The 13,906-nt window shown below is 67.9% G+C and carries 10 protein-coding genes and 2 pseudogenes; 6 read left to right on the top strand and 6 right to left on the bottom strand.

All coding sequences use genetic code 11. The features are described 5' to 3' along the window. A partial coding sequence (locus AC27IO_RS13375) for a hypothetical protein (RefSeq protein WP_498739201.1) occupies nucleotides 1-237 on the bottom strand: 237 nt, incomplete at its 3' end. A 149-nt stretch (nucleotides 238-386) separates the two neighbouring features. Between AC27IO_RS13375 and otnI the strand changes: the two genes are divergently transcribed. Beyond that, entirely contained in the window at nucleotides 387-1,184 is a 798-nt protein-coding gene (gene otnI, locus AC27IO_RS13370; RefSeq protein WP_317352431.1) for a 2-oxo-tetronate isomerase, read from the top strand. A 36-nt stretch (nucleotides 1,185-1,220) separates the two neighbouring features. On the opposite strand, the gene AC27IO_RS13365 is transcribed toward otnI, so the two are convergent. Continuing rightward, nucleotides 1,221-1,550: a DUF4148 domain-containing protein gene (locus tag AC27IO_RS13365; protein WP_498739200.1), complete on the bottom strand. Its 330-nt coding sequence runs from the start codon at nucleotides 1,548-1,550 to the stop codon at nucleotides 1,221-1,223. A gap of 63 nt (nucleotides 1,551-1,613) precedes the next feature. After that, nucleotides 1,614-3,169 (bottom strand): annotated as a pseudogene (locus tag AC27IO_RS13360) (efflux transporter outer membrane subunit). An 88-nt stretch (nucleotides 3,170-3,257) separates the two neighbouring features. Between AC27IO_RS13360 and AC27IO_RS13355 the strand changes: the two are divergent. The 5 genes and pseudogenes from AC27IO_RS13355 (at nucleotide 3,258) to AC27IO_RS13335 (ending at nucleotide 10,426) form a co-directional block, all read left to right on the top strand. Then, nucleotides 3,258-3,876, top strand: a pseudogene (locus AC27IO_RS13355) (TetR/AcrR family transcriptional regulator). A gap of 73 nt (nucleotides 3,877-3,949) precedes the next feature. Further along, nucleotides 3,950-5,068, top strand: coding sequence for an efflux RND transporter periplasmic adaptor subunit (locus AC27IO_RS13350; protein WP_498739199.1), 1,119 nt, complete (start codon nucleotides 3,950-3,952; stop codon nucleotides 5,066-5,068). After that, nucleotides 5,061-8,147, top strand: coding sequence for an efflux RND transporter permease subunit (locus AC27IO_RS13345; protein ID WP_498739198.1), 3,087 nt, complete (start codon nucleotides 5,061-5,063; stop codon nucleotides 8,145-8,147). The genes AC27IO_RS13350 and AC27IO_RS13345 overlap by 8 nt, the downstream gene beginning before the upstream one ends. A gap of 195 nt (nucleotides 8,148-8,342) precedes the next feature. Further along, nucleotides 8,343-9,113, top strand: coding sequence for an SDR family NAD(P)-dependent oxidoreductase (locus tag AC27IO_RS13340; protein ID WP_498739197.1), 771 nt, complete (start codon nucleotides 8,343-8,345; stop codon nucleotides 9,111-9,113). Nucleotides 9,114-9,457: 344 nt separating this feature from the next. Then, on the top strand, nucleotides 9,458-10,426 hold the full coding sequence (locus AC27IO_RS13335; RefSeq protein WP_317352450.1) for a class I SAM-dependent methyltransferase: 969 nt from the start codon (nucleotides 9,458-9,460) through the stop codon (nucleotides 10,424-10,426). A 20-nt stretch (nucleotides 10,427-10,446) separates the two neighbouring features. On the opposite strand, the gene AC27IO_RS13330 is transcribed toward AC27IO_RS13335, so the two are convergent. From AC27IO_RS13330 to AC27IO_RS13320, 3 genes are all read right to left on the bottom strand, one after another. Further along, on the bottom strand, nucleotides 10,447-11,397 hold the full coding sequence (locus AC27IO_RS13330) for a sugar kinase (RefSeq protein WP_498739196.1): 951 nt from the start codon (nucleotides 11,395-11,397) through the stop codon (nucleotides 10,447-10,449). Nucleotides 11,398-11,434: 37 nt separating this feature from the next. Beyond that, nucleotides 11,435-12,985, bottom strand: coding sequence for a UxaA family hydrolase (locus AC27IO_RS13325; RefSeq protein ID WP_498739195.1), 1,551 nt, complete (start codon nucleotides 12,983-12,985; stop codon nucleotides 11,435-11,437). Nucleotides 12,986-13,032: 47 nt separating this feature from the next. Next, a partial coding sequence (locus AC27IO_RS13320; RefSeq protein WP_498739194.1) for a mannitol dehydrogenase family protein occupies nucleotides 13,033-13,906 on the bottom strand: 874 nt, incomplete at its 5' end.

Raw genomic sequence — 13,906 nt, 5'->3', positions numbered from 1 at the left:
TTCGGTCTCCACCTCCACCGTGGCGTGCTTGCCCAGCAGCGCCTTGGGGTCGAGGGACTTGCTCTCGCTCAGCAGATCCACATCCAATACAAACAGCTCGCTCAAGGATTCCTTGCCCTGCAGGCGGTCCGGAAAACTTGGCAGCTTGTTCTCCCAATGGCGTTTGGATCGTGAGCGCGGCGTGTCATCGTGGGCAGGCCCGAAACGGGGCTGTATCGCTGTGGTGGAAGCGGCCATGATGGCTTTCCAATATGACAATTCATCGACAACGCAGTAGACCGGCTGCGCCTGGGTGGATTCCACCATTCAGCGCCATCGCGCTCCCCGCTACGGCCCGGCCATCAAAGACACTCACCCACATCGCCCGCGCCAGAAAGCCTGTTCACATGCCCCGCTTTGCCGCCAACCTGTCCCTGCTCTACCCGGAGTTCGATTTCCTCGACCGCTTCGCCGCGGCCGCACGCGATGGCTTTCGTGCGGTGGAATTTCTCTTTCCCTACGCCCACCCGCCCGCCGAACTGGCGGCGCGCCTGCAGGCCCATGGCCTCGAACAGGTGCTGTTCAACGCGCCACCGGGCCAGTGGGACGCGGGCGAGCGCGGCACGGCCTGCCTGCCGGGGCGCGAGGCGGAGTTCCGCGCCGGCATGGTGCAGGCGATCGATTACGCGCAAGCGCTGCAGTCGCCGCGCATCCACGTGATGGCGGGACTGCTGCCGGCCGGCCGCACGCGGGGCGAGGTGCGCGCCACCTATGTGGCCAATCTGCGCGTGGCAGCCGCGATGGCCGCGCCGCACGGGCTGCAGATCCTCATCGAACCCATCAACGGGCGGGACATGCCCGGCTACTTTTTGAACCGCCAGGACGAGGCCCATGCGCTGCTGGCCGAGATCGGCGCGCCGAACGTTCAGGTGCAGATGGACCTGTACCACTGCCAGATCGTCGAAGGCGACCTGGCCACCCAGATCCGCCAGTACGTGCCCACGGGCCGGGTAGGCCACATCCAGATCGCGGGCGTGCCCGAGCGGCACGAGCCGGATGTGGGCGAGGTCCACTACCCCTACCTGTTCCAGTTGCTGGACGAACTGGGCTACCCGGGCTGGATCGGCTGCGAATACCGGCCCGCGCGCGGCCTGGGACCGGGGGGGACCACCGCCGGGCTGGGCTGGTTGCATCAATCCCGATGAGACGGACCCGGGCCCGCCGGCCACGAGCCGCCCCGATCACTTGTTCAAAGCCTTCTGCACTTCCAGCTGGAACTGGTCGCTGTTGCGCAAGCGCAGGTATTCCTGGTATGCGGCGCGGTACGCCTCTTTCTCCAGGCCATAGGAGTGCGCCAGCACGTCGTAACGGTCCACGCCCGCACGCCGCCACAGCGCGAGGTCGGCAACCACCTCTGCGCGTGTGAGGCGGCTGTCCTTTTCCTGGGCTTCGCCCGGGGGGGTCTGGGCTTGCGCAGGCAGGGCAAGCGATGCGGCCAGGGCGGCGGCCCCGAAAGCGGCCAGCATTGGGCGGGTGAGACGACGGGATGGGTTGGATTTCGTGTTCGGCATGGGAGCTCCTGTGGTGAGGGAGGGAAAGAACAAAGCCTTCCAAGGCACGGGCACGCAAACGGCTCAGCGCCGCTCTGTGCCCGCCGCTGACGCAACGGGTGGCGCCGCATCGGCGAAGCGAAAGGGCCGATCGGCTGGAACGGGCGAAAGGCCGGAAAGGACGGCCGGCGGCGCTTTCTCCGGCACCCACCCGCCGCCCAGCGCCTTGAAGATGGCAATGGCCGATCGCGCGGATTCCGTTTGCGCCTGGACCTGCCCATCGAGCACGCCGAGCAGCGCCTCGTCGGCCTGCAGGACTTCGATCAGGCTGACGACGCCCTTGTCGAAAGCGGCCGCCGAAGCATCCCGCGCCCGCGTGAGCGCGTCGGCACCCGCAGCCAACAGGTCGGCCTGTTCCCGTCGGCGCTGGAACGAGGACAGCGCGTTTTCCACCTCCTCGGTTGCGCGCAGCACGGCGTGGCGATAGCCTGCCAGTGCCTCGGCCTCCTGTGCCTCGGCGTACCGGATCTGGGCGTCAATGCGGCCGAAGTCGAACAGCCGCCAGCGCAGGCCCACGGTGGCGCCGGCCTGAGCCGCCCCGCCGGTGAAGAGGTTGCCGCTGGAAATGGCGGTGGCGCTGCCCAGCAGGCCGCTGAGCGAGACCTTCGGGTAATACTCGGCCACGGCAACGCCGATGCGTGCGCTGCTGGCGGCCAGCCGCCGCTCGGCGGCGATCAGGTCCGGACGGCGGCGCAGCAAGTCGCCCGGCGCACCGCCGGATCCGATCTGCGGCAGTGCCGGCACGGGGCGGGGGACGGACAACGCGGCGCGATGGGTGCCCGGATGGGTGCCCAGCATCACGTCCATTGCGTTCATCGCGGCTTCCAGGGCTGCCTGCGATACGGGGATCGAGGCCTTTACCCGCGCGAGCGCCCCTTCGGCCTGGCGCAGTTGCAACTCCGACGCCAGGCCCTTGTCGAACCGCAACTGGATCATGGAGAGCAGCCCCTGCTGTGTCTTGACCTGCCGTTGCGCAATCTCGATGCGCGCCTGCAGGCCACGCACCATGATGTAGGTGTCGGCGATCTGCGCAGCCACCGCCAGCCGCACCGCGGCCGCTCCCGCTTGCGACCCTTCGAAGTCGGCCCGGGCGCCTGGATCCCGCGCTCGAGCCCCCCGAAAAAGTCCAGCTCCCAACCGGCGGAGAGATTGGCCTCATACGCGCTGCCGTAACGATCGAAGCCGGGGGACGAATTCAGCACCTGCCCCAGCGGGGTTTCCACTGACTGGTAAGCCCTCGATGCCTGTGCCGCAACGCCCACTGCCGGTGCCAATGCGGCCCCGGCGGCCTGCAGCCCTGCCCTGGCCTGCAATACACGGGCTGACGCCTGGGCAAGCTCCCCGTTTTGCTCCAGCGCCAGCGTGACGAAATGGGTGAGCTGCGGATCACCGAAGGCCGGCCACCATGCGGCAAGGTCGGCATCCGCAAGGGCGGTTCCCGGGCTTTGCCGGGCCTGGCCAGAGTCGCCTTGGTATGCGCCGGGCATGGCCGGCACCGGCCGTACGTAATCCGGGCCGACCGCACATCCGGCGGACAGCGTGGCGACGAGGGTCATCAGAGCATGGCGAGTGCGAAACATGGGGAAATACGGTGGCTTGGATGTTGTGACTATATACGTTATTAGTCACTCGTTGTGATATTTTTGGCAGGGCGTTAAGCTCAGACCCATGAGTACCCCTACCGCTTCACCGATGCCCACGCGCGGCCCCGCCGATCACGACGTGCGGGCACAGATCGCCACCGCCGCCAAAGAGCACTTCAGCCGCTATGGCTACGAAAAAACCACCGTGTCCGACCTGGCAAAGGCCATCGGCTTCTCCAAGGCCTACGTCTATAAATTCTTCGAATCGAAGCAGGTCATCGGCGAGATGATCTGCACCCACTGCCTGGCGGAAATCGAGGCCGAGATCCGACAGGCGGTGGAGGAGGGAGGCCACCCTCCCGAACAGCTGCGGCGCATGTTCAAGGCGATCGTGCAGTCCACGCTGAAGCTGCTGTCCCAGGACAGCAAGCTTTATGAGATCGCCGCGTCGGCGGCCACGGAAGGCTGGCAGTCTGCGGCCGCGTATGAAAAAACGCATACGGCAGCTCCTCAACGAGATCCTCGAGGCGGGGCGCAAGTCGGGCGATTTCGAGCGCAAGACACCGTTGGACGAGGCCGGCGACGCCATCTTCCTCGTCATGCGGCCGTACCTGAATCCCTGGCTGCTGCAACACAGCCTTCACCACGCGGAGCGCGCTTCGAGCCAACTGGCCAACCTGGTGCTGCGCAGCCTTTCGCCTTGAACCGAACTTGTGACCATTGACATTAATGGTCACAAATCACAAAATCGAGTCCTGATTGTTTTTCAGGACTCCCATGCCTCGGCACTGCTCCCTGCCCCTTGCCGCGCTCTTTGCGCTGCCGCTTGCCCTTGTCGCCTGCGGCAAAAACCAACCCCCTGATCCCCGGACCGAGCCCCCTTTGGTGCGCACCGCTGTGGTTGCCCCCGGCAACGCGAGCCTGCGGGCTTTCACGGGCACAGTGGCCGCCCGCGTCCAGAGCGATCTGGGTTTTCGCGTTCCGGGCAAGGTGCTGGAGCGGCTGGTGGACGCAGGGCAGACCGTCAAGCGAGGCCAATTGCTGCTGCGCATGGACCCCATCGACCTGCGGCTTGCAGCAAACGCCCAGCAGGAATCGGTTGCGGCAGCCAAGGCCCGCGCCGAGCAGGCGAGCGACGAAGAGGCGCGGTACCGCGATCTGCGCGGCACCGGCGCCATCTCCGCGTCGGCTTATGACCAGGTCAAGGCGGCGGCCGACTCGGCAAAGGCCCAGCTCAAGGCCGCACAGGCGCAGGCGGAGGTCGCGGGGAACACCACGCGTTATGCCGAGCTGGTCGCCGATGCCGATGGTGTGGTGATGGAAACGCTGGCCGAGCCCGGCCAGGTGGTGGGTGCGGGCCAGACGGTGGTACGCATCGCGCGCTCCGGCAAGCGGGAAGCGGTCATCCACGTGCCCGAAACGCTTCGGCCCACCGTGGGCTCCAACGCGCAGGCGACGCTATTCGGCAGCGAAGGCACGCCGGTGCAAGCCCGGCTGCGCCAGCTGTCCGATTCGGCCGACCGCGTGACCCGCACCTTCGAGGCACGCTATGTGCTCGAAGGCCCGCTGGCACAGGCGCCCCTCGGAACCACCGTCACGGTGCGCCTTCCGGGCGGCGGCCGCCCTGGAGCCCCTGCCTTGCGGGTCCCCCTGGGCGCCATCGTGGACGAGGGCCAGGGCGCTGCCGTGTGGCAGGTCCAGGGCACGCAGGTGTCTCGCCGGCCCGTCTCGATCGCCAGCATCGAGGACGACCACGCCTATGTCACGGGCTCGCTCAAGGCAGGCGACACGATCGTGGCGCTTGGGGCCCACCTGCTGCGCGAAGGGGCCTCCGTCCGCTTGGCAGACGCAGTGCCGGTGAAGACGCTGGCGCCTGCGGGAGCCGGCCGTGAGTGAGGGACGCTTCAACCTTTCCGCGCTGGCGGTCCGCGAGCGCTCCATCACGCTCTTCCTGATCCTCCTGATCTCGCTGGCGGGCGTGGTCTCTTTCCTGAAACTGGGCCGCGCCGAGGACCCCGCCTTCACCGTCAAGGTGATGACCATCGTCACGGCATGGCCTGGTGCAACAGCGCAGGAAATGCAGGATCAGGTGGCTGAAAAGCTCGAAAAGCGGTTGCAGGAACTGCGCTGGTACGACCGCACCGAAACATTCACCCGGCCAGGACTGGCGTTCACCACCCTCACGCTACAGGACTCGACCCCGCCGTCCACGGTGCAGGAAGAGTTCTACCAGGCGCGCAAGAAACTCGGCGACGAGGCCCGCAACCTCCCGGGCGGCGTGATCGGCCCGATGGTGAACGACGAATACGCCGACGTCACGTTCGCCTTGTATGCCCTCAAGGCGCAGGGCGAGCCGCAGCGGGTACTGGCCCGCGATGCGGAAGCGCTGCGGCAGCGCCTGCTGCACGTGCCAGGGGTCAAGAAAATCAACATCATTGGCGAGCAATCCGAGCGCATCTATGTCGAGTTCTCACACGAGCGGCTGGCAACGCTGGGCATCGGACCGCAGGAGATATTCACCGCGTTGAACAACCAGAACGCGCTGACCCCCGCGGGCTCCATCGAAACGAAGGGCCCGCAGGTCTTCATCCGCATCGATGGCGCGCTGGACGAACTGCAGAAAATCCGCAACACCCCGATCGCCGCGCAGGGCCGCACGGTGGTGCTCTCGGACATTGCCACCGTCAAGCGTGGCTACGAAGACCCCTCGACCTTTCTGATCCGCAACGGCGGAGAACCGGCATTGCTGATCGGCGTGGTCATGCGCGATGGCTGGAACGGCCTCGACCTGGGCAAGGCGCTGGACACCGAGGTGACAGCGATCAACGCCGGCATGCCGTTGGGCATGGCCCTGTCCAAGGTCACCGATCAATCCGTGAACATCAATGCCTCGGTGGATGAATTCATGGTCAAGTTCTTCGCGGCCCTCGTGGTTGTGATGGTGGTCTGCTTCGTCAGCATGGGCTGGCGCGTGGGCGTGGTGGTGGCCGCCGCCGTGCCCCTCACGCTGGCCGCGGTGTTCGTGATCATGGCGGCCACCGGCAAGAACTTCGACCGCATCACGCTCGGCTCGCTCATCCTCGCACTGGGCCTGCTGGTGGACGACGCCATCATTGCGATCGAGATGATGGTGGTGAAGATGGAGGAAGGCTTCAGCCGCACGGCCGCTTCCGCCTACGCATGGAGCCACACCGCAGCGCCGATGCTCTCGGGAACGCTGGTCACCGCCGTGGGTTTCATGCCCAACGGCTTCGCGCGCTCTACCGCGGGCGAATACACCAGCAACATGTTCTGGATCGTGGGCATCGCGCTGATCGTCTCCTGGGTGGTCGCGGTGGTGTTCACGCCCTACCTGGGCGTGAAGATGCTGCCAGACCTGAAGAAAATCGAAGGTGGCCACGCTGCGATGTACGACACGCCGCGCTACGCCCGCTTTCGCCGCACGCTGGAAAGCGTCATCGCGCGCAAGTGGCTCGTGGTGGCCGCCGTCGTACTGGCGATGGTGCTGGCCGTACTGGGCATGGGCGTCGTGAAAAAGCAGTTCTTCCCGACATCGGACCGCCCCGAAGTGCTGGTGGAAATCCAGATGCCGTATGGCACGTCAATTGATCAGACCAGCGTGGCCACGGAAAAAGTGGAAACGTGGCTGTCAAAACAGCCCGAGTCGAAAATCGTCACGGCCTATGTCGGCCAGGGTGCGCCCCGTTTCTTCCTGGCCATCTCGCCGGAACTGCCGGACCCGTCGTTCGCGAAGATCGTGGTGCGCACCGACAACCAGGATGAGCGCGAAGCCCTCAAGGCGCGCCTGCGCGATGCGATTGCCCAGGGGCTAGCCCCCGAGGCCAGGGTTCGCGTCACGCAGTTGGTGTTCGGCCCCTACTCGCCTTTTCCGGTGGCCTACCGCGTTTCGGGACCTGACCCCGCAAAGCTGCGCGTGATCGCATCGCAGATGCAAGAGACGATGCAGTCGGATCCGATGATGCGCACGGTGAACGTGGACTGGGGCGTTCGCACCCCGGCACTGCACTTCAAGCTGCAGCAAGACCGCCTGCAGGCCGTCGGCCTGACATCGGCCGGGGTAGCCCAGCAATTGCAGTTCCTGCTCAGCGGCGTACCCGTGACATCGGTGCGCGAAGACATCCGCACGGTCCAGATCACGGCCCGGTCCGCTGGCGCGAACCGTCTGGACCCGGCAAAGGTTGCGGACTTCACGCTCACGACGGTGACGGGCCAGCGAATTCCGCTCTCGCAATTGGGCGAGTTCGAGATCCGCATGGAAGAACCGATCCTGCGGCGCCGCGACCGCATGCCGACCATCACGGTACGGGGCGACATTGCGGAGGACCTGCAGCCACCGGACGTGTCCACAGCGATCTCCCGGAAATTGCAGCCGATCAAGGATGCATTGCCAGCGGGCTACCGCATCGATGAAGCAGGCGCCATCGAGGAGTCCGGCAAAGCGATGGCGGCGATGATTCCCCTGTTCCCGATCATGATCGCCGTGACCCTGATGATCATCATCCTGCAGGTACGCTCGATGTCCGCGATGGTGATGGTGTTCCTGACCAGCCCGCTGGGCCTGATCGGCGTCGTGCCCATGCTCCTGCTGTTCCAACAACCGTTCGGCATCAACGCGCTCGTCGGGCTGATCGCACTGTCGGGGATCCTGATGCGCAACACCCTGATTCTGATCGGGCAGATCCAGCACAACGAACAGGAGGGACTTGACCCGTTCCACGCCGTCGTGGAGGCCACCGTGCAGCGGGCCCGCCCGGTCATCCTGACCGCTTTGGCGGCCGTCCTGGCGTTCATTCCGCTCACGCATTCGGTTTTCTGGGGAACGCTGGCGTACACCCTGATCGGCGGCACCTTGGCGGGGACGGTGCTGACACTGGTCTTCCTGCCCGCCATGTATTCGATCTGGTTCGGAATCCAGCCTGCGGGGCCAAAGCCGGGGACCGCCATGGCCGCGTGAACCCGCATGCGCCGTGGTTGTCCCGGGGTGCGGGACGACTCGGGCGCCCCTGAGCGCCGGCCGGCGCGGGAAAAGCCGCCGCGCTCCGGGCCTTGCGCCATTGGCTGACACAGCGGGCGGCCCAACGGGGATGAAATGGCACATCGCCCGGCGCCTCGCCCGCCGGCCTGTCCTTCACTCCCACCGACCATTCCCATGCCACGCCTTTCCCAGAAAACCGCCCTCGTCACCGGCAGCACCCAGGGCATCGGTGCCGCGATCGCGCTGCGCTTCGCCCGCGAGGGCGCCGACGTCGTGCTCAATGGCCGCAAGCCCGATGGCGGCCCGCGCGAACTCATCGAACAGATCCAGGCACTGGGCCGCCGCGCGGTCTACGTGCCGGCCTACATCGGCACCGCCAGCGCGGCCACCGCGCTGGTCGAGCGCGCGGTCGAGGCGCTGGGCGGCCTGGACATCCTGGTCAACAACGCCGGCGTGGAGCGCCATGCCGATTTCTGGGACGTGACCGAAGAAGACTACGACCTGGTGATGGACACCAACGTGAAGGGCCTGTTCTTCGCCACCCAGGCTTTCGTTCGCCACCGCCGCGCGCTGCAGCGCGGAGGCGCCGTGGTGAACATCAGCTCGGTGCACGAAGAGATCGCGTTCCCCCACTTCGCCTCGTACTGCGCCAGCAAGGGTGCGCTGCGCATGCTGGCGCGCAATCTGGCGAGCGAACTGGCGCCGCTGTCCATCCGCATCAACAACGTGGCGCCGGGCGCGATCGCCACGCCCATCAACGAAAAACTGCTGAACGACCCGGCCAAGCTCAAGGCGCTGCAAGCGCAGATCCCCATGGGCCGGCTGGGTGTGCCGGAGGACGTGGCAGGGCTGGTCGCGTTCCTGGCGAGCGAGGACGCGGGCTACATCACCGGCGGCACCCATTCGGTGGATGGCGGGCTGACCTACCACTACACGGAGCAGTGACCGCGAGTCCGTGGCATGCGGCCGCAACGGCCGGTCACGCGCGGACGCCTGCGGCTGAAGACCCTGCATGAAAATGGCCTGCGCCGCCGTATCCACCCCGCAATATTGCTATACATTCGCCGATCGTGACCGCGGTCCCGCCAAGGCACAGTACCGGTTCGTCCAATGTGACTCCACCGTCCTTTGGAGGTGCAGGAATCGGCTGGCAAGCCGAGGAATGGGCCGCAGGCGATGGGGCAGCGGAGCCCGCCCGCTGATGCCCGCGTTTTGCACCGTTCACCGAGGCTGCCCCTTCCAGGCAATCTTCCGAACGGATTTCGAATGTCCATGGCGCACGGAATGCGATGCCAGCCACCCAGCCCTTTGCACTGATTGCCGATCTGCAGCGTCTCAACCAGCAACTGGTGGAACTGCCCTGCCCTGCCTGCGGCGGGCACGATCCCCATCTGATATGGCGCCGTGACCGTTACTTTCTGACAGTGAACCTGTCGAGCTGTCGCGCTTGTGGCCTGGTGTATCTGGCGCGCGGGCTGCAGGGCGAGGCGCAGGACCGGTTCTATGCCCATTTCTATCCCCGCCTGATGAAGCAGCCGCCCGACGCCCACAGCCTGTGGAACTACCGGATGATCGCCGGCTATCGGCACAGCGAGATCAGCGCGGTGATCGGTCCGATCGACTCGGTGCTGGACATCGGCGCAGGCCTGGGCTTTTTCCTCGATGCCTGCCGCGGCCATGGCTGTGGGCAATATCTGGGACTGGAGCCCGGGGGACCGCAGCGCGAGCATGCCGTGCACACGCTCGGACTGGGTGGGCATGTCCTCGACCGGGGTCTGGACGAAGGAACGGTGCTGCCTTTCCGGCCCCGGCTGATCACCCTGTTCCATGTCCTGGAGCATCTGGAGGATCCGGGGAAGGCGCTGCAGCGGGCAGCGGCGCTGATCGATCCCGAGGGATGGCTGGTCATCGAGGTGCCCGACATCCGAGCGCCATGGCGCGGACTCGGCCTGCAGCAGGTTCACGTATCGCACCGCAGCTACTTTTGCGAGGCCACCCTCACGGCCTTGCTGCAACGCAACGGGTTCGGCGTGCACCGCACGGTGCGGGAACCCCACGGCATCTACGAAGGCAACCTGCGCATGTACGCTCGGCCGGGGTTCCAGGCGCGGCAGGCCAGCCCACTGTCGCCGCCCTCCCCCTCGGCACTGGCCGAGTTGAAAGCGCATGTGCTCCGGCACATCAGTCCCTGGAGCCTTCGCAATGGCTATCCCCGTTCGGCCATACGCCTTTGCAAGTTGTCGATGAAAGGCCACTGACCGTCCCCGAGGCGCAGGCCTCAGACCCCGTCGCCCAGTTCCCGCCGTGTGGGTAACCCGTCCGAGTCGCCCGGGAACTGCACCACCCGCGCGCCGATGGCGTTGCCGCGCGCCGCGGCGCGGGCCAGGTCCAGCCCTTCGAGCAGGCCGCTGACCACGCCCACCGCGAAGCCGTCACCAGCGCCGACCGTGTCCACCACGCGAGCCACCGGGCACCCGGGCGCGGTGCCCCGCGCACCGCCCTGCTGGGCGTAGAAGGCGCCTTCCGGCCCGAGCTTGACAACCACCTGCCGCGCGCCCTGGGCGAGGTAGAAGTCAGCCACGGCCCCGGGGGTATCGCGCCCTGTGAGGGTGCGGCCTTCGCCCAGGCCCGGCAGCACGGTGTCGCACAGCGCCGCCAAGGCATTGATGCATTCGGCCATGGCGCCAGGCGAGGGCCACAGCCGGGGCCGCAGGTTGGGGTCGAACGAGATCGTGGCGCCCGCCGCGCGCGCCTGCCGCGCGAGGTGGAAGACCAGCTCGCGCGTGCTGGGCGACAGCGCCGGCGTGATCCCGGTCAGGTGCAGATGGCGCGCCGGGAACGCGCCTTGCGGCGCATCGGCCAGGCCCAGGTGGCTCGCGGCCGAGCCCTTGCGGAAATATTCGATCTGCGGGTCGCTGCCGTCCTCGGCGCGGGTTTTGAGCATGAATCCCGTGGGGTGCGCGGCATCGGTGGCGACGTGGCGCCGGTCGATGCCCTCGCGCTCCATCTCGCCCTGCAGGAAGCGGCCGAACGAATCCGCACCCAGCCGCGTGATGTAGCCGGTGCGCAGCCCCAGCCGCGCCAGGCCGGTGGCCACGTTCAGCTCGGCGCCGGCCGCCGCGCGGCGGTAGTCGGCCACGGTGTGCAGCTCGCCCGGGACGGTGGCCATGAAAAGCGCCATGGGCTCGCCCACGGTCAGAGCATCGAGCGCAGGGGAGTCGGGTTGCATCGGGGCGTCGTCCATTGAGTGGGTCATCGGTCCGTCGTCACATCACGGCCCCAAGCTGCCAGGGCAGGAATTCGTTGTCGCCCAGGCCGTTGTCCTCGCTCTTGCTGCGCTGGCCCGAAGCCGTGGCGATCATGAGGCGAAACAGCGCCTCGCCGGCCTCGGCAATGCTCTGGCGCCCTTCCACGATGCCGCCGCAGTCGAAGTCCATGTCGAGCGCCATGCGCTGGAACATGGGCGTGTTGGTGGCCAGCTTGAGCGAGGGCGTGGGCTTGCAGCCGTAGGTGGAGCCCCGGCCGGTGGTGAAGCAGATCAGGTTGGCGCCGCCGGCCACCTGGCCGGTGGCAGACACGGGGTCGTAGCCGGGCGTATCCATGAAGACCAGGCCCTGCGTGCGCACGGGCTCTGCGTAGCCCACCACGTCCATCAGTCCGCTGGAGCCGGCCTTGGCGACCGCGCCCAGCGACTTTTCCAGGATGGTGGTGATGCCACCGGCCTTGTTGCCGGGCGAGGGGTTGTTGTTCAGGTCGCCGCCGTGCAGCGCCGCGTAGCGCTCCCACCAGGCCAGGCGCTCCAGCAGCTTGGCCGCGACCTGGGGTGTGGCGGCGCGGTGCGTGAGCAGGTGCTCGGCGCCGTAGATCTCGGGCGTCTCCGACAGGATGGCGGTGCCGCCATGGCGCACCAGCAGGTCCACCGCCGCGCCCAGCGCCGGGTTGGCGCTGATGCCCGAGTAGCCGTCCGATCCACCGCACTGCAGGCCCACCGCCAGGTGCCGCAGCGGCACCGGCTCGCGCCGCGCTGCGTTGGCCTGCACGAGCATGTCACCGAGGATGGCCTTGCCGTGCGCGATGGTCTCGCGCGTGCCGCCCTCGTCCTGGATGGTGAGCGTGGCGAACAGGCCGGGCGCGCGCGCCGTCAGCGTCTCCACCAGCGGAGCGATCTGGTTGACCTCGCAGCCCAGGCCGATGACCAGCACGCCCGCGAAGTTGGGGTGGTTGGCATAGCCGCGCAGCGTGCGCTGCAGCAGTTCCAGCCCCTCGCCATTGCCACCCATGCCGCAGCCGCTGCCGTGGGTGATGGCGACCACGCCGTCCACCTGCGGGTACGCGGCCAGCGCCTCGCCCTTGAAGGCGTCGGCGATGTGGCGGCACACGGTGGCCGAGCAGTTCACGCTGGCGATCACGCCCAGGTAGTTGCGTGTGGCCACGCAGCCGTCGGCGCGCACGAAGCCGTCGAAGGTCAGCGTTTCTTGCAACGCGCCCGATGCGGGCGTGGGCCGGTAGCCCGCGCCCGCGCTGTGGCCGTGGCTCGATGCCGCCATGCCCACGTTGTGCACGTGCACGTGGTCGCCGGCCGCGATGTCGGCCGTGGCCGTGCCGATGCCCTGGCCGTACTTGAGCACGGCCGCGCCGCGCGGGATGGGCACGAGCGCCACCTTGTGGCCCGAAGCGATGGGCTCCCGGACCTGCACGGCGTGCCCGCCGATGGTCAGGCGCGTGCCGGCCTCCAGCGCCTGGCGCGCCACGGCCACGTTGTCGGCGGCGCCCAGCTGGAGGGCCAGGGGCGGGGTGGGCTGCAGATCGGTGGTCATCGTCGGGGCTGCGCGGCAGGGTCGGTGGCAAGCAAGGAATGAAAGGATCAGGCGGCGGCCAAGGCCGCCTTCAGACGTGGCTGGGCCAGGTGCGGGGCGTGCTCGGCCGCCAGGGCCACCAGGGGGCCGAAGCGGCGCTGCTTTTTTTGCGCATGGTTCTGTGCGATGTCGGCGATGCGATGGTCCAGGAACGGGTTTTCGAAGCGCTCGCGCACATCGACGAGGTAGGCCTCGGCCTGCGCGCGCGCGCCCAGGGCGCCGAACACGGGCAGGATCTCCTCGGCCCAGAGCGCCTCCAGCCCGGCACGCAGCGCGGCATCGGCCATGGCCTCGCGCACGGTCTCGCCGGCGGCGCGGCCTTCCTGCTGCCAGCGCTCGGCCAGGTAGGTATGGCCGGCATTGAGCAGCAGCAGCTTGAGCCGCTCGTAGAACGCCAGGTCGTCGGTGAGCACGATGGCCGGGTGCGTGCACGGCAGCGTGAGGCGCGGGTGGCGTTCGATCACCCACACGGCATAGGGCTCGGCCACCGCGCCCACGGGCGCGATGGCCTCGGACACGATGCGGTCCACCAGCGAGTTGCCCCACACGCAGTGCGCCGTGAGCCAGTCGGTGCATTCGGCCGGCAGCGCCCATTGGCGCGCCAGGCCCGCGACCACATCGCGCAGCACGTCGCCGTTGCGCTCGACCAGTTCGCACGGCAGCAGCGTGATCGGCGCCTGCGGCGCGGCCTGCCAGCGGCCGTGCAGCAGCACCAGCAGCTTGGCGGGAAAGCTGTGCGGCGGCGCGCTGCCTGGGCGCAGCGCGGCGGGGCCGTCGCGGTCGTCGAGCAGGTAGCCGCGGTCTGCGGTGTTGGAGACGATCACGCGCACCGGGCCGGCCACGGCGGCGCGCAGCTCGGGCCAGTGCGTGGCGGCCTGCCAG

It is taken from the genome of Acidovorax sp. KNOB132 (genome assembly GCF_057541515.1).
The sequence above is the reverse complement of the archived record's forward strand: the minus strand, read 5'-3'. Positions and strand labels throughout refer to the sequence as shown.

Excerpts from the sequence above, each read along its gene's own strand:
- otnI (WP_317352431.1), top strand. The coding sequence starts at position 387 with ATGCCCCGCTTTGCCGCCAACCTGTCCCTGCTCTACCCGGAGTTCGAT.
- AC27IO_RS13365 (WP_498739200.1), bottom strand. The coding sequence starts at position 1,550 with ATGCCGAACACGAAATCCAACCCATCCCGTCGTCTCACCCGCCCAATG.
- AC27IO_RS13350 (WP_498739199.1), top strand. The coding sequence starts at position 3,950 with ATGCCTCGGCACTGCTCCCTGCCCCTTGCCGCGCTCTTTGCGCTGCCG.
- AC27IO_RS13340 (WP_498739197.1), top strand. The coding sequence starts at position 8,343 with ATGCCACGCCTTTCCCAGAAAACCGCCCTCGTCACCGGCAGCACCCAG.
- AC27IO_RS13335 (WP_317352450.1), top strand. The coding sequence starts at position 9,458 with ATGCCAGCCACCCAGCCCTTTGCACTGATTGCCGATCTGCAGCGTCTC.
- AC27IO_RS13330 (WP_498739196.1), bottom strand. The coding sequence starts at position 11,397 with ATGCAACCCGACTCCCCTGCGCTCGATGCTCTGACCGTGGGCGAGCCC.
- AC27IO_RS13325 (WP_498739195.1), bottom strand. The coding sequence starts at position 12,985 with ATGACCACCGATCTGCAGCCCACCCCGCCCCTGGCCCTCCAGCTGGGC.